The following is a 20,306-nucleotide window of genomic DNA, read 5'->3' as shown; positions in this document are numbered from 1 at the left end:
CTCCCGGAAGGAAGTTGTTAACCTTCATTTCCTATTCCCTAGGGCAGCCCCTTCGATGATGAATTTCGAGTTTTCAGGCCATGCGCATTCCCCGGACAAATTTCTCGCCTGCAGCTTTGTATGACGCAAATCACGCGGTTGATTTCGAGGAGCCGCATCCGGTTGCGCAAGGTTCCGCGGACGCTTCGGCGCCTGAGGCGGCCGCTCACGACCATCTGTTCGAAGCACCGGAAGCGCCGCGGCGCGCGCCCGGCCATCGGGACCAGGAGACCGGCTATGCGGGACGCGCCGCGCGCCTCTACGGTCATGGCTCCGCCTATGCTCCGGCCGAGGTTACCGTCTCTACGCGCGATCCGCTTCCCACGCTTGCCGAGATCACCGGCCTATCCGGCGAGCCGAGCTGGGAGAGCCATTTCTTCCTGTCGCCGAACGTGCGCTTCACGCGCACGCCCGAGCGCGAACTCATGAAGCGTCACCCGCCGGCGCCCGAAGAAAGCCGGGCTGAGGCCGACGAAGCCGCGGCGGAAGCATCCGATCCCGAAACGGTGATGGACGCAGTACCGGCCGAACCCGCTCCGTCGGTGGTCGAAACGGAACTGCCGTCCTACAGTCCGTCCGAGCTCCTCCGGGTGCTGACGCAGCAACTGCCCTCCTGGAGCGCTGCACGCTCGCCGGCGCCGGAAGCGGGCACCGCCGAACCGGCAATCACCGAAAGCGCGGCCGTGACGGAGGAAGAGCCCGCCACTCCTGAAACGTCATCGGCCCTGCCGGTAGCGGACGAGGTGCCTGTGGTTCCGCGTGCACTGCCCGTTGCGAACCTTGCGCCCCGGAGTGCCGGAGTGGAGGAGGATGTGCCCCAGCAGGCAGAAGCGCATCTGGCCTATCTCTCCGATTTTGCGTTTTTCGAGTTCATGCCGCTCGAAGCGGCGGCTGTTCCGCCGGCTGTCGCGGAACCTGTGAAGGAAGCCGCGCGCGTTCGCACGCCGGTCGCAGCCGCGCCGAGGGTCTCGCCACCAGAGATCGCCGCGGCAACGCCTGTCGAGATCCGGCCGCAGCCGCCCACGGCGATAAGCTCGCTGTTCCGGGTGGTGGAATGCCGGCGGCCCGAGCCCGCCGCTGCCGAACCGGCTTCGGCCGCGCCGCAGGATCTTGCCGCTGAGCCGGCCGTCGTCGAGACAGCCGCCCCGGTTATAGCCGAAGCACCCGCTTCGGCACCGGCCGAACCCATCGTGCCCGCCGTCGTGCCCGCAAGCGAACCGCCTCCCGAAGTGCCGGTGACCAGGGCGGCGATCACCATGCCGGCCGTGATACAGCGTTCGTCGCCGTCTCTGCCGCCGATCGGCGCCATCGAGCCGCTGCAGGGCGGCGACGCCTACGAGTTTCCTTCGAAGGAACTTCTGCAGGAGCCGCCGCAAGGCCAGGGTTTCTTCATGACGCAGGAGCAGCTCGAGCAGAATGCCGGACTGCTCGAAAGCGTGCTCGAGGATTTCGGCGTCAAGGGCGAGATCATCCATGTCCGCCCCGGCCCTGTCGTCACCCTTTACGAATTCGAGCCCGCGCCGGGCGTCAAGTCCTCCCGCGTCATCGGTTTGGCCGACGATATCGCCCGCTCGATGTCGGCGCTCTCTGCCCGCGTCGCGGTGGTGCCCGGCCGCAACGTCATCGGCATCGAGCTGCCGAATGCCACGCGCGAAACCGTCTATTTCCGCGAGCTGATCGAATCCGGCGATTTCCAGAAGACCGGCTGCAAGCTTGCGCTCTGCCTCGGCAAGACGATCGGCGGCGAACCGGTGATCGCCGAACTCGCAAAGATGCCGCATCTGCTCGTCGCCGGCACCACCGGCTCGGGCAAATCGGTGGCGATCAACACCATGATCCTGTCGCTGCTCTACCGGTTAAAGCCGGAAGAATGCCGGCTCATCATGGTCGATCCGAAGATGCTCGAACTCTCCGTCTATGACGGCATCCCGCATCTGCTGACGCCCGTCGTCACGGATCCGAAGAAGGCCGTAATGGCGCTGAAATGGGCGGTGCGCGAGATGGAGGACCGCTATCGCAAGATGTCGCGGCTCGGTGTGCGCAACATCGACGGCTACAACCAGCGCGCGGCGGCCGCGCGGGAAAAAGGCGAGCCGATCCTCGCGACGGTGCAGACCGGTTTCGAGAAGGGCACCGGCGAGCCGCTCTTCGAGCAGCAGGAAATGGACCTTTCGCCGATGCCCTATATCGTCGTCATCGTCGACGAGATGGCCGACCTGATGATGGTCGCCGGCAAGGAGATCGAAGGGGCGATCCAGCGGCTTGCGCAGATGGCGCGTGCCGCCGGCATCCACCTGATCATGGCGACCCAGCGTCCCTCGGTCGACGTCATCACCGGCACGATCAAGGCGAACTTCCCGACCCGCATCTCCTTCCAGGTGACCTCAAAGATCGACAGCCGCACCATCCTCGGCGAGCAGGGGGCCGAACAGCTCCTCGGCCAGGGCGACATGCTGCACATGGCCGGCGGCGGCCGCATTGCCCGCGTCCACGGTCCGTTCGTTTCCGATCAGGAAGTCGAGCATGTGGTCGCGCATCTGAAGACGCAGGGGCGTCCGGAATATCTCGAGACGGTGACGGCGGACGAAGAGGAGGAAGAGGTCGAGGAGGATCAGGGCGCCGTGTTCGACAAGAGCGCGATCGCCGCCGAAGACGGCAACGAGCTCTACGATCAGGCGGTGAAAGTGGTGCTGCGGGACAAGAAGTGCTCGACCTCCTATATCCAGCGCCGCCTCGGCATCGGCTATAACCGCGCCGCCTCGCTGGTCGAACGGATGGAGAAGGACGGTCTCGTCGGCCCGGCGAACCATGTCGGCAAGCGCGAGATCATCTACGGCAACCGCGAAAATGCGCCGAAGCCGGAAAGCGACGATCTGGACTGAGTTGTCGGTTGCTTCAGCTCCCTCCGCCTACGGGCGGGAGGGAGCTGCGGGTCACGGCCGCACGGTGATGTGGCCCTTCATGTTGGGATGGTAGCGGCAGATATAATCGAAGCTGCCCGCCTCCTGAAGCACCAGCCGGCCGGATTTCTTCGCCGGCAGAAGCACGTCCGCACCGCCTTTGACGGTCGCCGTGTGGACGAGCGCATCCTTGTTGATCCACTCGACCTCGTCGCCCATCTTCGCCTCGATCTCCACGGGCAGGTAGACGAGGCGATCGATCGTCACACGGATGGTTTCGGCCTGAGAAGGAGTGGCCACGACGGCCGCTCCCATCGAAAATAAGACAGTTGCCGCTCGCGTCATGAACATCGCGGTCTCACTTCAATTCGGCCGCGACGTGTTCGGCATGCTGCTGATGTCCCTGGAACAGCTTAAGCCCGGTCTCGAGCAGCGATTTGAGTTCTGCATTCTGAGCCGACGGTATCAGCAGCGTTTCCAGCGCGCCGTTGACCTGCCTGTGGTAGGCGACCTCATGCGCGATATAGGCCTTGTCGAATTCCTCGCCCTTGAGCTTCGCCAGCTCCTGCCGCTTCGCCTCGGCCGCTTGCGAGAGGGTCTTGCTCGTATCGTTGTCCTCGGGCGTGACGTTGAGCTTCTTGACGAGATCGAGGGCTTGCTTGTTAACCGACTCGTGGTCGCGCAGCATGCTCTCGGCAAATTCGACGACGGTCTCGTTCTTCGACGTCGCGATCGCCTGTTTGGCGGCTTCGATATCGAGCACGCCGGCAGTGTAGGCGATATGGGCGATCTGCGGGTCGGTCGGCTTGTCGTTGCCGAGTGCCCAGCCGGTGCCGAAAAGGAGGGCGATCACGGCCGTTGCGGTCGTCAGTCTGATGGTCATGGGATGTTCCTTTCCTCGAAGATCAAAGCGTGTCTGAACGCCATGCTTTGGATGCTTCGCGGCTCGAAGCGTTCCCGCTATTTTCCGTCTGTTTCCGGCGACCGAGGCGAAATGCGGGCAAGAACGGACTCGGTCAGACGCTCGCAGCGCTTTCCCGCAAAAGGAAAGGCATCCAGCAGAACCGGGCCGATCTGCCGCTCCAACTGCTCTTTCAGGATGCGGCGCGCCCGGTGCAGCCTTGTGCGTGCCGTTTCAGGCTTGAGACCAAGCAGGGCGGCCGCCTCGTCGTTGTCGAGCCCTTCGATGACGCGCAGCACGAATACGGTACGGTAGGTGTCCGGGAGATCGTCCGTCAGCCTTTCGACGAGATCGAGGATTTGCCGCTGTGCCATCGTCTTTTCCGGATCGCCGATGCCTGAGTTGAGGGGAAAGGCGATGATCTCCGCCTCTTGCGACTGCCGCATATCTTCGGCAAGTTTCATCAGCCGCCGTTTTTTCCGCAGGCGGCCGAGCGCCTCGTTGATGACGATCCGGGCGAGCCAGGTCGTGATTGCCGCATCGCCGCGAAAACCCTCAAAGCGCGTGAAGGCACGGACATAGGCCTCCTGCAGCACGTCTTCCGCATCGCTGTCGTTGCGCAGGATGCTCCGGGCGATCCGGTAGAGCTTGCGGTTATGTGCCTGCATGATCGCGCGGAAACGGGAGAGGTCCTGCGCAGGTGGCGGCGCATTCAGGCAAAGCTCGGTTTCAGCGATAGGCATGGTCGGGCTCCTTCTCGGATATTGGATGCCCCATCTCCGGAAATGTTCCCAGCTATGTGCCGGCCATGTTTCGGATCTTACCGCGGTCTGGTCTTGCAGGGATAACGGAATTCGGGATCGCGCTGGCTCGACGCCTCGGCTGAAAGAGAAAGCCCGGCGCGGGAGGAGGTGCGCCGGGCTTTCGATCCTGACCGGCAACTGGGAGGAGGAGGGTTGCCGATCCCGCGATGGAACTGGGAGGAGGAGTGTTCCATCGACAGTTATATAATAATGCTGCAGTGCAGCATCTTCAAGGCCGAAAATGAAATTTTTTCCGGCTGATAAAAGAAGGGACCGAGGTCCCGCGCCGGAAGCGTCAGGAAGACGCTTGCCTTAGCCGCCATTTGCGCCAGATTCGAAGCGGAAAGGAGGGCAACGCCATGACGAAGGACCGCAGGGCCGCTTTGGTCAGAATTACCGGACGGGTACAGGGCGTGTGCTTTCGCGACTGGACACGCGAGGAGGCCGAAAGGCTCGGCCTTGACGGTTGGATTCGCAACGAGAGCGACGGCTCGGTGACCGCCCTCATCGCCGGGCCGGACGGCGCCGTCAGCAGAATGCTGGATCATTTCTGGAAAGGGCCGCCCGGCGCTTCCGTCGCCGATGTCGCAAGCGAGGAGGCTTCTTCCGTCGAAGCGCCCGCGGGATTTCGCATTACACGATAACTACACCCGCTCCAGCGCCACCGCGATGCCCTGACCGACGCCGATGCACATGGTGGCGAGCGCGGCGCGGCCACCCGTCTCGGCGAGCTCCAGCGCTGCCGTTCCGGTGATGCGCGCACCCGACATGCCGAGCGGATGGCCGAGTGCGATGGCGCCGCCGTTGCGGTTGACGCGGGGATCGTCGTCGGCGATTCCCAGCGCGCGCAGGACCGCAAGTGCCTGGCTGGCAAAAGCCTCGTTGAGTTCGATGACGTCGAACCGCTCCTGCGTCACGCCGAGCCGTGTCATGAGCCTCTGCGAGGCGGGCACCGGTCCCATGCCCATGATGCGCGGCGGCACGCCTGCCGAAGCGCCGCCGAGGATGCGGGCCATGGGTCGCAGCCCATATTTTCTGGCAGCCTCCTCCGAGGCGATGATGAGCGCCGCAGCGCCGTCATTGAGGCCCGAAGCGTTGCCGGCGGTGACGGTGCCGCCCTCCCGGAAGGGTGCCTTGAGTTTGGCGAGCGCTTCGATCGTCGTGGCGCGCGGATGCTCGTCGCGGTCGACGACGACGGGTTCGCCTTTCCTTTGGGGGATGGTGACGGGGACGAGCTCGCTCGCAAGGCGGCCGTTCGTCTGGGCGGCCGCGGCCTTTGCCTGGCTGCGCAGGGCGAAAGCGTCCTGGTCCTCGCGCGAGACCTTATAGTCTTCGGCGACGTTCTCGCCGGTCTCCGGCATTGAGTCGACCCCATATTGTGCCTTCATCAGCGGATTGACGAAGCGCCAGCCGATCGTCGTGTCGTGAATTTCGGCATTGCGCGAAAAGGCGCTCTCGGCCTTCGGCAGCACGAAAGGCGCCCGCGACATGGATTCGACCCCGCCGGCGATCATCAGTTCGGCCTCGCCGCATTTGATCGCCCGGGCGGCCGCAATCACGGCATCCATGCCGGATCCGCAGAGCCGGTTGATCGTCGTGGCGGGAAGGGCGACGGGCAGCCCCGCAAGTAGCAGCGACATGCGCGCGACGTTGCGGTTGTCCTCGCCCGCCTGGTTGGCGCAGCCGAAGATCACGTCATCGACCGCTTCCCAGTCGACCGACCTGTTGCGGGCCATCAGCGCCTTCAGCGCAATGGCGCCAAGGTCGTCGGCGCGCACCGAAGCGAGCGAGCCGCCGAAGCGGCCGATCGGAGTGCGGATATAGTCGCAGATATAGGTTTCGCGCATCAGGTGGCCTCTCTTCCCGCGGCCTCGTGGGCTTTTTTGGTGCGGGCGTTGATGTCGCGCAGAACGACAAGCTCGGTCTCGGTCGGTGCCGGTGTTTCGATGACGTTTTCCGCGAACTTGATCGGCCAGCCGCAATTTCCGGCGATCTGATCCCGGGTGACGCCGGGGTGCATGGAAACGACGGTCAATTCCTTCGTCTCCGGATCTGGCTCCAGAATGCAGAGATCGGTGACGACGCGGGTCGGGCCACTGGTCGTCAATCCAAGCCGCTCCCGATGATTGCCGCCTTCGCCGTGTCCCATGGAGGTTACGAAGGGCAGCCTCTCCACGAAGCTGCGCTTCGTCAGCGCCATGGTGATGAAGATGCGGCCGCAATTGGCGGCGATTTCCGGCGCGCCGCCGCCTCCCGGCAGGCGCACCTTGGGATGGTCATAGGGGCCGACGACGGTCGTGTTGAGATTGGCGAAACGATCGATCTGCGCGCCGCCGAGAAAGCCCGTGGTTATCCGGCCGCCCTGGAGCCAGTAGCGGAACATTTCCGGCACTGAGACGGTGAAAAGCGCGGTATCGCAGAGCTCTCCGTCGCCGATCGAGAGCGGCAGTACGTCGGGCCTGGTGCCGACGGTGCCGCTCTCATAGATCAGCGTGATATCCGGCGCATGCGTCAGCCGCGCCACATTGCAGGCGGCTGACGGCGCGCCGATGCCGACGAAGCAGACGTCGTCGTTTGAAAGCGCGCGCGCCGCGGCGACCGTCATCATCTCTATGGGGGTGAAATCAGTCATTCTTCGCTTTCCCCTCAAGCAACCTTGGCCGCTGTCTTCGCGGCGTGGCGGGCGAAGTCCTCGGGTGTGGCGGCAAGGACGTTCTCCCTGATCCATGCGTTGAAGGTTTCCCGTTCGCGCGCAATCTCGTCCCAACGGATGTAGAAGGCGTTGGAGCGGGGATAGTAACCATGCGCATAGGACGGGAAGGCGCCCCCGGCACATGCGCGACGGCGGTCACCGCCCACTCCGGCAGCACCACCGAATTGGGGGAGGGCGGGTCGAGTTCGTCGACGATCTCCTCGACCGTTACGATCGAGCGCCTGGCGGCGAGCACCGCTTCCTTCTGCACGCCGACGATCCCCTCGATCAGGACGTTGCCCTTGCGGTCGGCGCGTTGGGCATGGATGATCGTGACGTCCGGGCGGATTGCAGGCACCGCGGCGAGCACCTCGCCGGTGAAGGGGCAGGTCACGCTTCTGATATTGAGGTTCACCTTGGGCAGGTCGGCGCCGATATAGCCGCGGAAGGACGCAAAAGGCAGGTTCGCGGCACCCGCCTCATAAGCATTGGCCATGGCCGCATGCGAATGTTCCTCGATCTCGATCGGCCGCGGCCATTGGTTCTCGACCGCATCCCGGAAGCGGTGCAGCGAGCCGACGCCCGGATTGCCGCCCCAGGAAAACTTCATGCCCCGCGCCGCACCGACGCCGATCAACTGGTCGTAGAGGATGTCGGGCGTCATGCGCACGAGGAACAGGTCCTTCCGGCCCTGGCGAATCACCTCGTGTCCCGCGGCATAGGGGATCAGGTGCGTGAAGCCTTCCATCGCCACCGTGTCGCCATCCCTGACATTCTCCGCCACCGCCTCGGCGAGAGACACTATCCGCGCCATCGTTTTCCTCCAGTGATGTTCGAGCCGAATAAGCGCCTGTTCCTCCCAGGCGTCAATTTCTTTTGTGCGAAATTTGACATTTGTTCGTATGTCGCACAAAATCGCAGGCCAGAAACCGGCGGGAGACACGATGCGGGAAACGGATTTCGTCAGCGGCTTTGCGCGCGGTCTGAGGGTGATCGAAGCCTTCGGCGAGTCGCAGCCGCGGCTTTCGATCGCCGACGCCGCGAAGATCACCGGGCTCGACCGGGCGACCGTCAGGCGATCCCTGCTGACGCTGTCGCAGCTTGGTTATGCCAATTACGACGGCAAGTTCTTCACGCTCACACCGAAGATCCTGAGGCTCGGCCATGCCTATCTTTCGGCGACGCCGCTGCCGGCCATTGTCCAGCCTTACCTGGACCAGCTCGCGGAAAGAGCCGGGCAGAGCGCTTCCGCCTCGGTGCTCGACGGGACCGAGATCGTCTATGTGGCACGCGCGTCGCAGCGCCGGGTGATGTCGATCAACCTGACGCCCGGCTCGCGTCTTCCCGCCTATTGCGCCTCGATGGGGCGGGTGTTGCTGGCCGCACTACCCGAGACCGAGGCACGCGAAATACTCGGACGTTCCGACTTGAAGGCGAACACACCGCTGACGAGAACCGACCCGGAAGAGCTGGTGGCGGAATTGCGGCGGGTTCGCGACGAGGGCTATGCGGTTATCGACCAGGAACTGGAGCTCGGCCTCTGCTCGATCGCGGTACCGGTCGCCAATGATCGCGGGCAGGTGCTCGCGGCCGTGAACATCGGCGCATCCGCCGCCCATGTGCCGGCCCGCGAGATGGCGGAGCGCTTTCTGCCTCTGCTCAGGAAACACAAGCCGCATTGCGGCTTGTATTGCGCTAGGCGTGTTGAGATCGGATACCCGCGGCGGGTTGTTTGATTTCCTCATTCCTGTGACGAGCACAGGGGCGAGGGTGGAGAGGGTGCGGTTCCTCGGCGCGCTTCATAAACCGTGAAGTTAGCGAGGCGGCGCGGGTCCCGCCCGTATATAGCGTCCCGCTTCGCTTCGATGCGAGAATGTAGACGTAACCTTTCATTGCGTGACGTATCCCCGGTCCCTCATTCCTGTGCTTGTCACAGGAATCCAGCCAGCCCAAGTCTTTGGGCTGGAAAGGCTCTTCCGCGCCGCAGACGCGGCGCTGCTGGATCTCTGTGACAAGCACAGAGATGAGGATGAGGAGAGATTGCAGCCCTCCGAAAAGTTTCCTGCAGCGCCGCGCGTCTTATGAGACGAGCAAAGGTCACTGTAGCCCTTTGAGCTGCTGCATGTTTTGTCCATTGACCGGCTACGAGCGGGATGGGGGCGGAAAACCGCACGCATTTTTCCTCATCCCGCTTTAGCCATCGCCCTCAATATCCTCGTGCCGCACCTGCGCCGATGCGGCTGTCGACGGCGCCGTTGTAGCGGGCGCCGCCGCCCGCCTCGATCTCGGCAACGTTCTCGCCGCCGACGAGGATGCCCGCTGCCTGACCCCAGATCATCCAGTTCTCGTCGACCTGAACGTCATGGCCCATGGCGGAAAGCAGTTTGCGCGTATCGGGCGAGAGAGCATAGGGCTCCATGAAGACCTTGTCCGGAAGCCACTGATGGTGGACGCGCGGCGCGTCGACGGCCTCCTGGATGTTCATGCCGTGGTCGATCACGTTGATGATCGCTTCCAGCGTGATGGTGATGATGCGGGCGCCGCCGGGGCTGCCGATCACCATGAAGGGCTTGCCGTCCTTCGAGATGATCGTAGGGCTCATCGATGAGAGCGGTGTCTTGCCGGCTTCGATCGCATTCGCCTCGCCCTGCACGAGGCCATAGAGATTGGGGGTGCCCGGCTTGGCGGTGAAATCGTCCATCTCGTTGTTGAGGAGGATACCCGTGCCGGGCGCGACGACGCCCGCGCCGAAGGAGCCGTTCAGCGTGTAGGTCACCGCAACCGCATTCCCCTCGTCGTCGATGATGGAATAATGGGTCGTCTCCTTGCTTTCGGTAAAGCCCGCCGGCATCAGCTCCTGGGAAACGCCGGCCTTGAACGGGTCGATCTTGGCGCGGATGTCTTTCGCGTAGCTCTTGTCGACGAGCTTTGCGACCGGGTTTTCGACAAAGGCCGGATCGCCGAGCGCGGTGTTGCGATCAACATAGGCATGGCGCATCGCCTCGATCATAGCATGCACCGTCTCGGCCGAGCCGTAACCGAGATAGGCGAGCGGGTAGCCCTCGAGGATGTTGAGAATCTCGCAGATGATCAATCCGCCTGACGATGGCGGCGGCGAGGAGACGATGTCATAGCCGCGGTAGTTGCACTTGACCGGCTCGAGCTCGCGAACCTGATAGCGCTCGAAATCCTCCTTGGCGAGAATGCCGCCCTTATCCGTGCTCGCCTTGACGATCGCGTCGGCGATCGCGCCCTTATAGAAGGCGTCCGTGCCTTTTTCGGCGATGCTCGAAAGCGAAGCGGCGAGATCGGTCTGGACCAGCCGGTCACCGGCTGCAAAAGGCTTGCCGTCCGGCTTCAGGAAGATGGCGGCGGCGGCCGGATCCCTGGCGAGCCGCTCGGTCTCGCCGTCGAAAGACTCGATGTCACCCTGTTCGAGCACGAATCCATCACGCGCGAGCTTGATCGCCGGATCGATCAGCTCCTTCAGCGGCCTTGTGCCGTAACGGCTGCGGGCGAACTCGAAGCCCATGACCGGTCCGGGCACGCCGACGGCGAGATAGCCTTCGGTGCTCAATCCCTCGACGAGATCGCCCTTGTCGTCGAGATACATGGTCTTGGTGGCGGCGAGAGGCGCGCGCTCGCGAAAATCGAGGAAGGTCGTCTTGCCGTCCTTGAAGCGGATGGTCATGAAGCCGCCGCCGCCGATGTTGCCGGCCGTCGGGTAGACGACGGCGAGGGCATAGCCGACCGCAACCGCCGCATCGATCGCATTGCCGCCCTTCTTCAGGACCTCGACGCCGATGTCGGATGCAAGATGCTGGGCGGTCACGACCATGCCGTGCTCGGCCTTGACCGGCTCTGGCGAGGCCGCCAGGACCGGCCGCGGCGAGAACGTACTCAGCGCGACGATCAGGGTAATGGACAGGGATTTCAGGCAGGGACTGCGCATGCTTTCCTCCCGGACAGGAATGTTGGCTTCAAGTTCGGCGCGGGGATGCGTTACCGCCCCCCTCAACCGGGGACTGTAGCATCAAAAATCACGAGTTGCAGTCGAAGACGAGAGCGTCAGAGCATTTCCGTTTTTCTCCGAATCGCGGACACTCTCTAATGCTTTTCCGCAATCCCGGACGGAAAACCACACTCATCCCGCGCTGGCGTCAATCGCCGGAATAGCGCTCCTCGAGCCACGGATCGCCCCGCATGTGGTAGCCGTTCCGCTCCCAGAAACCCGCCGAATCGGCTGCGCGAAAATCGATGCGCTGCAGCCACTTGGCGCTTTTCCAGAAATAGAGATGCGGGACCACCAGGCGCACCGGCCCGCCATGGGCCCGCGTAATCGGCGCGCCCTCCCAGGCGGTCGCGAGGATCGCATCCTCGGCGGCAAAGTCGGCGAGCGGCAGGTTGGTGGTGTAACCGTCAAAGCTCGTCAGCATGACAAAGGCGGCCTCCGGCTTCGGCATGACGCGATCGAGAAGATCGCGCGTGGATACGCCACGCCAATTGTTGTCATAGCGCGACCAGGTCGTCACGCAATGGATGTCGGAGAGGCTGTCGCTCTGAGGCAACGCCTGGAAGGCGTTCCAGTCGAGCGAGAGCGGGTTCTCGACGAGGCCGGTGACGTCGAGCCGCCACGTCTCGTGGGTCAGGTGCGGCTGCTGCCCTAGATCGAGAACCGGCCAGTCCCTGACGAGATGCTGACCGGGCGGCAGGCGGTCCGTCTCCGGACGGGCAATGCGGCCGGTGAGAAACTTGCCGTCGGCCGCCCAGCGGCGCTTCGTGGAAGTCAACTTGGTTTCCGGCGCCTGTGTTTCGTCGGCCACGACTGCTCTCCCCTCATGTTTCCTTCGATCGTATCGCGATTGACGGAAAAAAGCATGCAGCAGATCAAAGCGCTACAGCCGAGCCGCCGGCGATGTACGATAGCGGAAAGAATTCGCGTGCCGATACCGGCCGGTCAACTGCAATTTCCCGGGGGGAAGTGGGAGGACAATCATGCGCACTCAGGTCGTCATTATCGGCTCCGGGCCTTCGGGGCTCCTGCTCGGGCAATTGCTGACGGGAGCGGGGATTGCCAATGTGATCCTCGATCGCGCGACCAAGGATCACATTCTCGGCCGTGTGCGCGCCGGCGTTCTGGAGGAAGGCACGGTGCGGCTGATGGAGGAGGCGGGCTGCGGCGCCCGCATGCATGCCGAGGGCCTCCCCCATGACGGCTTCTCGCTCGCCTTCGACGGGCGCGACCATCGCATCGACCTCTTCGGCCTGACCGGCGGAAGGAGGGTGATGATCTACGGGCAGACGGAACTCACCCGCGACCTGATGGACCATCGGGAACGGGTCGGGGCGCTCTCGATTTACGAAGCGGCGAACGTGATGCCGCGGGACTTCGACGGGCGGACACCGCATGTCGCCTACGAGAAGGACGGGATTGCGCAGCGCATCGACTGCGACTTCATTGCCGGCTGCGACGGCTTTCACGGGGTCAGCCGACGTTGCCTGCCGGAAAGGGCCATCCGCAATTTCGAGAAAATCTATCCCTTCGGCTGGCTCGGCATCCTTGCCGACGTGCCGCCGGTCGACCACGAACTGGTCTATGCCAACCACCCGCGCGGCTTCGCGCTCTGTTCGATGCGCTCGCACACGCGGAGCCGCTATTACATCCAGTGCCCGCTCGAGGAGAAGCTCGAGGACTGGGACGATCAGCGCTTCTGGGACGAATTGCGCCGCCGCCTGCCCGCCCATCACGCCGAGCGCGTGGTGACGGGGCTCTCCTTCGAGAAGTCCATCGCGCCGCTCCGCTCCTTCGTCGCCGAGCCGATGCGGTTCAACCGGCTGTTCCTGGCGGGTGACGCCGCCCATATCGTTCCGCCGACCGGCGCCAAGGGCCTGAACCTTGCGGCGAGCGACGTGCACTATCTGTTCGAGGGATTGCTCGAATACTATCGGGACCGCTCGAATGCCGGCATCGACGCCTATTCGGCCCGCGCACTCGCCCGCGTCTGGAAGGCGGTGCGCTTCTCCTGGTGGATGACGACGATGCTGCACCGCTTTCCGGAGACCAGCGACTTCGACCAGCGAATCCAGGAGGCGGAACTCGATTATCTCACCCACTCGCGCGCGGCGGCGACCGCGCTCGCGGAGAACTATGTGGGGCTGCCGTTTTGAGGCCGCACGCAAACTCCCTGGACGCTACTTGCGCGCGGATACCGGCTCTGCTCGACTGCCGCCGGTGAGGCAGCCGCCAGGGAGGGTGCGATGGGGCTTACGCTACGCCAGATCGAAGTGATCCGGGCGGTGATGATCGCCGGCACGATCGCCGGCGCGGCGCGTCTGATGAATGTCGCCCAGCCAGGGGTCAGCCGGACGATGAAGCATATCGAAAGCGCGCTGGGGATAAAGCTCTTCGTCAAGAAGGCCGGGCGTTACGTGCCGACCGACGAAGCGCGCGACATCTTCGCCCAGCTCCAGGAGGTCCATCGCAAGGTCGACGACCTGCAATTTTCCATCCGTCAGCTGGAGCGAGGACGAGGTGTGGAACTCGCGCTCGGCTCGGTGCCGAGCATTGCGAATGCGATGATGCCGCAGGCCATCGCCGGGCTTATGCGGCTCTACCCGGACATCCGCATCAATTTCGATATTCTGAGGATAGAGGAGGCGATCGATTACCTGTTGCTCGGCAAGGGAGAGCTGGTCGCGATGAGCTATCATCTCACCCATCCCTCGATCACGTTCGAGCCCCTGTCCAAAGGGCACCTCGTCTGCATCGCCGCCAGGGAGCATCCGATTGCCGGCCGGACCGAAATTTCCGCCCGCGAGATCGCCGAGCATCCGCTCATCGGTATCGACCCGCGCGATCCCTACGGGGCGATCATGGCGGGCATATTCGAGGGGGAGAAGCTCGAATATCGTACCCCGATCAGGGCGCGTTTCGGCACGACGGTTTGTGCGCTGGTCAAGCGGAATCTCGGCATCGCGGTCATCGACGCCTTCACCGTGGGCGGTATCGCCGACCAGGAACTGGCCGTCATTCCGATCAGCGAGGATACGGAGTTCCAGACCTATGTCGCCTATCGCGCCGACGCCGCGCTCTCCAGCTATGCCGAGCGGCTGGTCACGACGCTGCGCCGCGTCATGGATGAATCGACCCGCCGTTCGCGCGGCGGCCGAGATACATAGCAACAGGTTATGGAGGACGAAAAAAACGGTATTTGCGGTATAGGTAAGAAGTGACCATCATCAAGCCTTCGACGCTTCGCCTTTTTGCGGAAGCAAGCCGGCCCTGCCACGCGGACCGGCAAAGGACGAGGCCGGCGAGAGGAGATCGGCATGAAGACCTCGATCGCGACCGTTTCGATCAGCGGCACTCTTTCGGAGAAGCTCGCCGCCGTCGCTGCGTCAGGCTTCGATGGCGTGGAGATATTCGAGAACGATTTCCTGACCTTCGACGGCTCGCCGGCGGAGGTCGGCCGCATGGTGGGCGATCACGGCCTGGAGGTGACGCTTTTTCAGCCGTTCCGCGATTTCGAAGGCCTGCCGGAACCGCACCGGTCGCGTGCTTTCGACCGGGCGGAGCGCAAGTTCGACGTGATGCAGGAGCTTGGAACGGAATTGATGCTCGTCTGTTCCAGCGTTTCCCCGCTCGCATTGGGCGGCATCGATCGCGCTGCCGACGACCTTCGGGAACTGGGCGAGAGGGCGGCCAAGCGCGGCTTGCGCGTCGGCTACGAGGCGCTTGCCTGGGGCCGCCACGTCAACGATCATCGGGATGCTTGGGAAATCGTGCGGCGGGCGGACCACCCGAGTATCGGGCTGATCCTCGACAGTTTCCACACCCTGTCGCGCAATATCGACCTGCGGTCGATCCGCTCCATTCCGGGGGACCGCATCTTCATCGTTCAGCTCGCGGACGCGCCGCGAATCGACATGGATCTGCTTTATCTCAGCCGCCATTTCCGCAACATGCCCGGCGAAGGCGATCTTCCGGTCGTCGATTTCATGCAGGCTGTCGCCGCGACCGGCTATGACGGCGCCCTATCGCTCGAAATCTTCAACGACCAGTTCCGGGGCGGATCACCCAGGGCGATCGCCGAGGACGGACATCGTTCCCTGGTCTACCTGATGGATCGGGTGAAGCGGTGCGAACCGGTCGCGAAGAGCGCGGAGGCAATGCCCGACCGCGTCGAGGTGCTGGGCGTCGAATTCGTGGAGTTCACCGCCGATCGGGCAGAGGCGGAGGCGCTCGGGTCGCTTCTGGGAACGATGGGTTTTCACGCGGTTGCCTCACATCGCGAGAAATCGGTGGCGCTATGGCGCCAGGGTCGCGATCGTGGAGGCGTAAACATCGTCATCAACACCGAGCAGCATGGCTTCGCTCATTCGAGCTACCTGGTGCACGGGGCATCGGCCTATGCGATCGGCCTGAAAGTGCCCGATGCCGCGGCCGCCGTCGAACGCTCGGGCGCGCTCGGGGCCGAAATATTCCGGCCCGAGGCAAACGAAGAAGAGGGGGCGATGGCCGCAATCCGCGGCATCGGCGGCGGCTTGATCTATTTCCTGAACGAGGCCGACGACGTCTGGTCGCGCGAGTTCGTGCGGTCGGGAAAGGCGCCTCAGGGATCATCGCCCCTCGTCGCCATCGACCATGTGGCGCAATCCATGCAGGCGGAGGAGCTCCCGAGCTGGCTGCTTTTCTACACCTCTATCCTCGATGCCGACAAATCGGCAGAGGTCGATATCGTCGATCCTGCTGGTCTGATCCGCAGCCAGGTCGTGGAGAATGCGAGCGGGACGCTCCGGCTGACATTGAACGGAGCGGACAACCACCGCACGCTGGCAGGCCACTTCATAGCAGAGAGCTTTGGCTCGGGTGTCCAGCATGTGGCCTTCCGCACCGACGATATCTTTGCAGCCGCCGACCATATGCGCCGCAGCGGCTTTCGCCCATTGGCAATCTCGCGCAACTACTATGACGACATCGAGGTGCGGTTCGGGCTCGAACCTGACTTCGTCGATCGACTGAGGGCTGAGAGCATCCTCTATGACCGCGATGAAGACGGCGAGTATTTCCAGATCTACGGCCCGACCTATGGAGAAGGCTTCTTCTTCGAAATTGTCGAGCGGCGCGCCGGCTATCGCGGCTACGGCGCAGCCAACGCGCCCTTCCGCATCGCCGCTCAGAAGCGCTCGCTTCGACCCGCCGGAATGCCGGCTCTTTAGGGTTGGCGAGGGGTTCAATTCCCCGGGTGCTACGCCGTCCTCTTTGCTTCGGCAGCCATCGCCGTCCCCGCCGCCTCGCGCAGCGTCTGCATCAGGATCGAGAGCGGCAGCGACGGGATAGCGTCGGTCCGCATGGTAAGCCCGACGGGTCCCCTCGTCTCGCTCGTGTCGACCGGCAGCGCCGCCAACACGCCATCCGCGATATCCGTGGCGACGACGCCCGCCGATATGATCCAGATGGCGTCGCTGGAGCGAACGAACGCCCGGCCGAAGGAGTCGGAAACGGTCTCGATCTGGTTCGCAAGGCCGGCGATGCCGTTGGCGATCAGGAAATGCTCGACGAAGGGGCGGATGATCGAGGCGCGGGTAGGCATCAGCACCGGATAGTCGCTCAGATGCGCGAACACAGACTGCTTGCCGGAGATGAGCGGATGTCCGGCGTGCACCGCGAAGACCACCTGTTCCGAGTAGAGATGCTCGAACGAGAAGCCAGTCATCTTGTCCGGAGCGGCGAGCCTGCCGACGACGAGGTCGAGATCGCCCACGCGCAATTGTTCGAGAAGCACTGCGTTTTCACCGGTGACGATCTTGATGCGTGCGCCGGTCTTCTCTTTCAGGAAGAGTGCGATGGCGCGCGGCATGATGCGGGTCGAAACGGTCGGAAGCGCACCGACGCGGATCGGCGGGCATTCGCCGGACCGCTCCTGCGAGACGGAATCCAGGCCTTGGCGCAACGCGGTCAGCGCGGCGCCTGCATGGCGCAGAAAGACCTCGCCGTAGCGCGTGATCTTGATGCCGCGCCCCTCGCGCTCGAAAACCGCGACGCCCAGAACCTCTTCGAGTTCCCGGATCGTCTTGGTGACCGCCGGCTGCGTGACATGCAGGAGTTCGGCCGCCTTCACCACGCTCTTCTGGCGCGCGACCTCGACAAATGTCTGCAGATGGCGAAACTTAACGCGAGCGTCGATCACGGATCGCATAACCCTCTGGTTAAGGGAAAGCCACGAAATATCATTTTACCTAACCAGATGAAACATCCAATTTGACGACGGAGGAGAGCTGCCGTGCAATTCACCCGCATCAACGACGTCACGATTCACTATCGCGTGGTCGGCGCGGTCACGGAAAGGCCCGCGCTCGTCTTCATCAACTCGCTCGGCACGGATTTCCGTATCTGGCGCGATGTCGTCCTCCGACTGGCCGGCGATTTTACCATCGTGCTCTATGACAAGCGTGGTCATGGGCTGTCCGATATCGGCCAGGTTCCCTATTCCATCGAGGACCATGCGACCGATCTCGCCGGACTCCTCGATCGCCTCGCGGTGAAACAGGCGATTGTTTGCGGACTTTCGGTCGGCGGTCTCATCGCGCAATCGCTCTACGGCCGCCGCCCCGACCTCGTGCGGGCGCTCGTGCTTTCCGACACCGCCCACAAGATCGGCACCGCCGAGTTCTGGGACGCCCGCATCGCGGCGATCGAGGCGCATGGCATCGAGGCGGTCGCCGACGGCGTGCTCGAACGCTGGTTCACCCCGGCCTTCCGGCGACCCGAAAACCTCGCCTTCACCGGCTACCGCAACATGCTGGTCCGCCAGCCGGTGCCGGGCTATGTCGGCACCTGCGCCGCCATCCGCGACGCCGATTTCACGGAAGCCGCAGGCAGGATCGCGGTTCCGGTGCTCTGCGTCGTCGGCGACCAGGACGGTTCGACGCCGCCCGACCTGGTCCGCTCGACGGCCGATCTCATTGCGGGCGCGCGCTTCGAAGTGATCCGCGGAGCGGGACATATCCCCTGCGTCGAGCAGCCGGAAGCCTTGACGTCGGTGCTGAAACGCTTCTTCCGATCCGTGTTGTCTGGAGGCAAACCATGAGCGATGCCCTCGCGCCTTCCGGGCGCTACCGACAGGGAATGGCGACGCGCCGCGCCGTTCTAGGCGACGATCACGTCGACCGGGCAGAGGCGGCATCGACCGATTTCGACCGTCCTTTCCAGGAGTTGATCACCGAGGCGGCATGGGGGCATGTCTGGTCGCGTCCCGGCTGGACGAAGCGGGAGCGGTCGATCGTCACCATCGCCCTGCTCGCCGCGCTTGGACAGGACGAGGAGGTGGCCATGCATGTCCGCGCCACGGCCAATACCGGGGCGACGCGCGAGGATATTTGCGAGGCGCTGCTGCATGTTGCCATCTATGCAGGCGTTCCGGCGGCCAATCACGCGATCAAGATCGTCAAGCAGGTTTTCGCGGAAATGGATGCCGGCACGGCTGCCCGGTAGGGGCGAGGGAGAAGGACGATGTCCGACAATCAAAATGGCAGACGGAAGGCCCAGCCCGAAACGGGCGCCTTTTTCGCCCGCGACCGCGCCTGGCACCCGCCGGCCTTCGCGCCCGGTTACAAGACCTCCGTGCTGCGTTCGCCGCAGAAGGCGCTGCTGTCGCTCGACGGGACCATATCCGAGATCACCGGCCCGGCCTTCGGCCATTCGATGCTTGGCGAGCTCGACAACGACCTGATCCATAACTTCGCCAGTCCCGGTGAAAGCGCGATCGGCGAACGCATCATCGTCCACGGCCGCGTCCTCGACGAACGCGGCCATCCGGTCCGGGGTGTGCTCGTCGAGTTCTGGCAGGCGAATGCCGGCGGACGCTACCGTCACAAGAAGGAAAGCTATCTCGCGCCGCTGGATCCGAATTTCGGCGGCTGCGGCAGAACGATCACCGACGAGGAAGGCCGGTACTGGTTCCGCACGGTCAGGCCCGGAGCCTATCCCTGGCCGAACGGCGTCAACGACTGGCGGCCCGCCCATATCCATTTCTCGGTCTTCGGCCACGGTTTCGCCCAGCGCCTGATCACGCAGATGTATTTCGAGGGCGATCCGATGATCTGGAAATGTCCGATCGTCGGCACGATCCCCGATCGCCGGGCGATCGAGCAACTGATCGCGGCTCTCGACTGGGGCAACACGGTGCCGATGGATGCGCGCGCCTACAGGTTCGACATCGTGCTGCGTGGCCGCCGCTCGACCTTCTTCGAAAACAGGCCGGAAGGGAATTGAGGAGGCACCGATGGTTCAGGATCCAGGCACCCTCAAGGAAACGGCGTCGCAGACCGCCGGGCCCTATGTCCATATCGGCCTGACGCCGAATTTCTGCGGCATCGGCGGCGTATATGATGGCGACCTCGGCGCTTCGATGGTCAACGACAAGACGCTCGGGCAGCGCATCACCGTGACCGGTCGCGTCATCGACGGCGCCGGAATGCCGCTCAGGGACGCACTTCTCGAAATCTGGCAGGCGGACGCAGCCGGGCTCTACAATTCCCCGTCGGAGCTGCGCGGTACGGCGGACCCGAACTTTACCGGCTGGGGACGCTCACCGACGAGCGACGAGGACGGCGTCTTCGCTTTCGAGACGGTGAAGCCGGGCCGCGTTCCATTCCACGACGGCCGGCTGATGGCCCCCCATGTCAGCTTCTGGATCGTCGCGCGCGGCATCAATATCGGCCTTCACACGCGCATGTATTTCCCAGACGAGGCGGCGGCGAATGCCGAAGATCCGTTGCTTGCCCGCATCGAGCACCACCACCGGGCCAAGACGCTTGTCGCGGCGGGTCAGGCGCCTAATTATGTCTTCGACATTCATCTCCAGGGCGAGAAGGAAACGGTCTTCCTGGATATATGATCGTTCGGCAGCCCGCCCCCCGCGTTGCCGCATGCGTGTGAGGCTCCCTTCGAATCGAAGGGCGCGAGAGCT

At 63.9% G+C, this 20,306-nt stretch carries 17 protein-coding genes and 2 pseudogenes; 10 read left to right on the top strand and 9 right to left on the bottom strand.

What is annotated here, in order from left to right; all coding sequences use genetic code 11:
* Nucleotides 1-80 precede the first annotated feature (80 nt).
* Entirely contained in the window at nt 81-2,921 is a 2,841-nt protein-coding gene (locus N0Q91_RS25340; protein ID WP_275599476.1) for an FtsK/SpoIIIE domain-containing protein, read from the top strand.
* A 51-nt stretch (nt 2,922-2,972) separates the two neighbouring features.
* Here N0Q91_RS25340 and N0Q91_RS25335 read toward each other — a convergent pair whose 3' ends face one another.
* From N0Q91_RS25335 to N0Q91_RS25325, 3 genes are all read right to left on the bottom strand, one after another.
* The gene (locus N0Q91_RS25335; RefSeq protein ID WP_275599475.1) at nt 2,973-3,290 is read right to left on the bottom strand and encodes a cupredoxin domain-containing protein; all 318 of its coding nucleotides are present in this window, start codon (nt 3,288-3,290) and stop codon (nt 2,973-2,975) included.
* A gap of 7 nt (nt 3,291-3,297) precedes the next feature.
* Nucleotides 3,298-3,822, bottom strand: a complete 525-nt coding sequence (locus N0Q91_RS25330) for a DUF4142 domain-containing protein (RefSeq protein ID WP_275599474.1) — start codon at nt 3,820-3,822, stop codon at nt 3,298-3,300.
* Between the two features lie 77 nt (nt 3,823-3,899).
* Nucleotides 3,900-4,583, bottom strand: a complete 684-nt coding sequence (locus tag N0Q91_RS25325; RefSeq protein WP_018096126.1) for an RNA polymerase sigma factor — start codon at nt 4,581-4,583, stop codon at nt 3,900-3,902.
* Nucleotides 4,584-5,002: 419 nt separating this feature from the next.
* On the opposite strand from N0Q91_RS25325, the gene N0Q91_RS25320 reads away from it, so the two are divergent.
* Entirely contained in the window at nt 5,003-5,287 is a 285-nt protein-coding gene (locus N0Q91_RS25320; RefSeq protein WP_345774935.1) for an acylphosphatase, read from the top strand.
* On the opposite strand, the gene pcaF is transcribed toward N0Q91_RS25320, so the two are convergent.
* The 3 genes and pseudogenes from pcaF to N0Q91_RS25305 form a co-directional block, all read right to left on the bottom strand.
* Nucleotides 5,288-6,490, bottom strand: a complete 1,203-nt coding sequence (gene pcaF / locus N0Q91_RS25315) for a 3-oxoadipyl-CoA thiolase (protein WP_275599472.1) — start codon at nt 6,488-6,490, stop codon at nt 5,288-5,290. It abuts the gene before it with no gap.
* Complete coding sequence (locus N0Q91_RS25310) at nt 6,490-7,275, bottom strand: CoA-transferase subunit beta (RefSeq protein WP_275599471.1); 786 nt, start codon at nt 7,273-7,275, stop codon at nt 6,490-6,492. Before N0Q91_RS25310 ends, pcaF begins: the two co-directional genes overlap by 1 nt.
* Nucleotides 7,276-7,289: 14 nt before the next feature.
* Nucleotides 7,290-8,149 (bottom strand): annotated as a pseudogene (locus N0Q91_RS25305) (CoA transferase subunit A).
* A gap of 130 nt (nt 8,150-8,279) precedes the next feature.
* On the opposite strand from N0Q91_RS25305, the pseudogene N0Q91_RS25300 reads away from it, so the two are divergent.
* Nucleotides 8,280-9,034, top strand: a pseudogene (locus N0Q91_RS25300) (IclR family transcriptional regulator).
* 507 nt (nt 9,035-9,541) lie between these two features.
* Here N0Q91_RS25300 and ggt read toward each other — a convergent pair.
* Both ggt and N0Q91_RS25290 read right to left on the bottom strand, forming a co-directional pair.
* Nucleotides 9,542-11,287 (bottom strand): gamma-glutamyltransferase, encoded by a 1,746-nt coding sequence (gene ggt / locus N0Q91_RS25295; RefSeq protein ID WP_275599470.1) that lies wholly within the window; start codon nt 11,285-11,287, stop codon nt 9,542-9,544.
* A 208-nt stretch (nt 11,288-11,495) separates the two neighbouring features.
* Complete coding sequence (locus N0Q91_RS25290; protein ID WP_100671208.1) at nt 11,496-12,158, bottom strand: sulfite oxidase-like oxidoreductase; 663 nt, start codon at nt 12,156-12,158, stop codon at nt 11,496-11,498.
* Between the two features lie 172 nt (nt 12,159-12,330).
* Between N0Q91_RS25290 and pobA the strand changes: the two genes are divergently transcribed.
* The 3 genes from pobA to N0Q91_RS25275 all read left to right on the top strand — a co-directional run bounded on the left by pobA (nt 12,331) and on the right by N0Q91_RS25275 (nt 16,554).
* Nucleotides 12,331-13,503, top strand: a complete 1,173-nt coding sequence (gene pobA, locus N0Q91_RS25285; protein ID WP_275599469.1) for a 4-hydroxybenzoate 3-monooxygenase — start codon at nt 12,331-12,333, stop codon at nt 13,501-13,503.
* Between the two features lie 90 nt (nt 13,504-13,593).
* Nucleotides 13,594-14,514 carry a LysR family transcriptional regulator gene (locus N0Q91_RS25280; protein WP_275599468.1) on the top strand — a complete coding sequence of 307 codons (921 nt, stop codon included), beginning with the start codon at nt 13,594-13,596 and terminating at the stop codon, nt 14,512-14,514.
* Between the two features lie 150 nt (nt 14,515-14,664).
* Nucleotides 14,665-16,554, top strand: coding sequence for a bifunctional sugar phosphate isomerase/epimerase/4-hydroxyphenylpyruvate dioxygenase family protein (locus N0Q91_RS25275; RefSeq protein ID WP_275599467.1), 1,890 nt, complete (start codon nt 14,665-14,667; stop codon nt 16,552-16,554).
* Nucleotides 16,555-16,583: 29 nt separating this feature from the next.
* Here N0Q91_RS25275 and pcaQ read toward each other — a convergent pair whose 3' ends face one another.
* Nucleotides 16,584-17,525 (bottom strand): pca operon transcription factor PcaQ, encoded by a 942-nt coding sequence (gene pcaQ, locus N0Q91_RS25270; RefSeq protein WP_275599734.1) that lies wholly within the window; start codon nt 17,523-17,525, stop codon nt 16,584-16,586.
* Nucleotides 17,526-17,618: 93 nt separating this feature from the next.
* On the opposite strand from pcaQ, the gene pcaD reads away from it, so the two are divergent.
* Genes pcaD through pcaG form a run of 4 tightly spaced genes read left to right on the top strand, consistent with a single transcriptional unit; the run spans nt 17,619 to nt 20,234 of the window.
* Nucleotides 17,619-18,425, top strand: a complete 807-nt coding sequence (gene pcaD / locus N0Q91_RS25265) for a 3-oxoadipate enol-lactonase (RefSeq protein WP_275599466.1) — start codon at nt 17,619-17,621, stop codon at nt 18,423-18,425.
* Nucleotides 18,422-18,829: a 4-carboxymuconolactone decarboxylase gene (gene pcaC / locus N0Q91_RS25260; protein WP_275599465.1), complete on the top strand. Its 408-nt coding sequence runs from the start codon at nt 18,422-18,424 to the stop codon at nt 18,827-18,829. The genes pcaD and pcaC overlap by 4 nt, the downstream gene beginning before the upstream one ends.
* An 18-nt stretch (nt 18,830-18,847) precedes the next feature.
* Nucleotides 18,848-19,609, top strand: a complete 762-nt coding sequence (gene pcaH / locus N0Q91_RS25255) for a protocatechuate 3,4-dioxygenase subunit beta (protein ID WP_275599464.1) — start codon at nt 18,848-18,850, stop codon at nt 19,607-19,609.
* Between the two features lie 10 nt (nt 19,610-19,619).
* Nucleotides 19,620-20,234, top strand: a complete 615-nt coding sequence (pcaG, locus tag N0Q91_RS25250) for a protocatechuate 3,4-dioxygenase subunit alpha (RefSeq protein WP_275599463.1) — start codon at nt 19,620-19,622, stop codon at nt 20,232-20,234.
* Nucleotides 20,235-20,306 lie beyond the last annotated feature (72 nt).

It is taken from the genome of Sinorhizobium prairiense, assembly GCF_029201645.2.
Taxonomy (GTDB): Bacteria; Pseudomonadota; Alphaproteobacteria; order Rhizobiales; family Rhizobiaceae; genus Sinorhizobium; species Sinorhizobium meliloti_A.
This window is presented reverse-complemented; position numbering and strand designations above follow the sequence as displayed.

Excerpts from the sequence above, each read along its gene's own strand:
- ggt (WP_275599470.1), bottom strand. The coding sequence starts at position 11,287 with ATGCGCAGTCCCTGCCTGAAATCCCTGTCCATTACCCTGATCGTCGCG.
- N0Q91_RS25340 (WP_275599476.1), top strand. The coding sequence starts at position 81 with ATGCGCATTCCCCGGACAAATTTCTCGCCTGCAGCTTTGTATGACGCA.
- pcaH (WP_275599464.1), top strand. The coding sequence starts at position 18,848 with ATGTCCGACAATCAAAATGGCAGACGGAAGGCCCAGCCCGAAACGGGC.
- N0Q91_RS25320 (WP_345774935.1), top strand. The coding sequence starts at position 5,003 with ATGACGAAGGACCGCAGGGCCGCTTTGGTCAGAATTACCGGACGGGTA.
- pcaF (WP_275599472.1), bottom strand. The coding sequence starts at position 6,490 with ATGCGCGAAACCTATATCTGCGACTATATCCGCACTCCGATCGGCCGC.
- pcaC (WP_275599465.1), top strand. The coding sequence starts at position 18,422 with ATGAGCGATGCCCTCGCGCCTTCCGGGCGCTACCGACAGGGAATGGCG.
- pcaG (WP_275599463.1), top strand. The coding sequence starts at position 19,620 with ATGGTTCAGGATCCAGGCACCCTCAAGGAAACGGCGTCGCAGACCGCC.
- N0Q91_RS25275 (WP_275599467.1), top strand. The coding sequence starts at position 14,665 with ATGAAGACCTCGATCGCGACCGTTTCGATCAGCGGCACTCTTTCGGAG.
- pobA (WP_275599469.1), top strand. The coding sequence starts at position 12,331 with ATGCGCACTCAGGTCGTCATTATCGGCTCCGGGCCTTCGGGGCTCCTG.
- N0Q91_RS25335 (WP_275599475.1), bottom strand. The coding sequence starts at position 3,290 with ATGTTCATGACGCGAGCGGCAACTGTCTTATTTTCGATGGGAGCGGCC.
- N0Q91_RS25325 (WP_018096126.1), bottom strand. The coding sequence starts at position 4,583 with ATGCCTATCGCTGAAACCGAGCTTTGCCTGAATGCGCCGCCACCTGCG.
- N0Q91_RS25330 (WP_275599474.1), bottom strand. The coding sequence starts at position 3,822 with ATGACCATCAGACTGACGACCGCAACGGCCGTGATCGCCCTCCTTTTC.
- N0Q91_RS25310 (WP_275599471.1), bottom strand. The coding sequence starts at position 7,275 with ATGACTGATTTCACCCCCATAGAGATGATGACGGTCGCCGCGGCGCGC.
- N0Q91_RS25280 (WP_275599468.1), top strand. The coding sequence starts at position 13,594 with ATGGGGCTTACGCTACGCCAGATCGAAGTGATCCGGGCGGTGATGATC.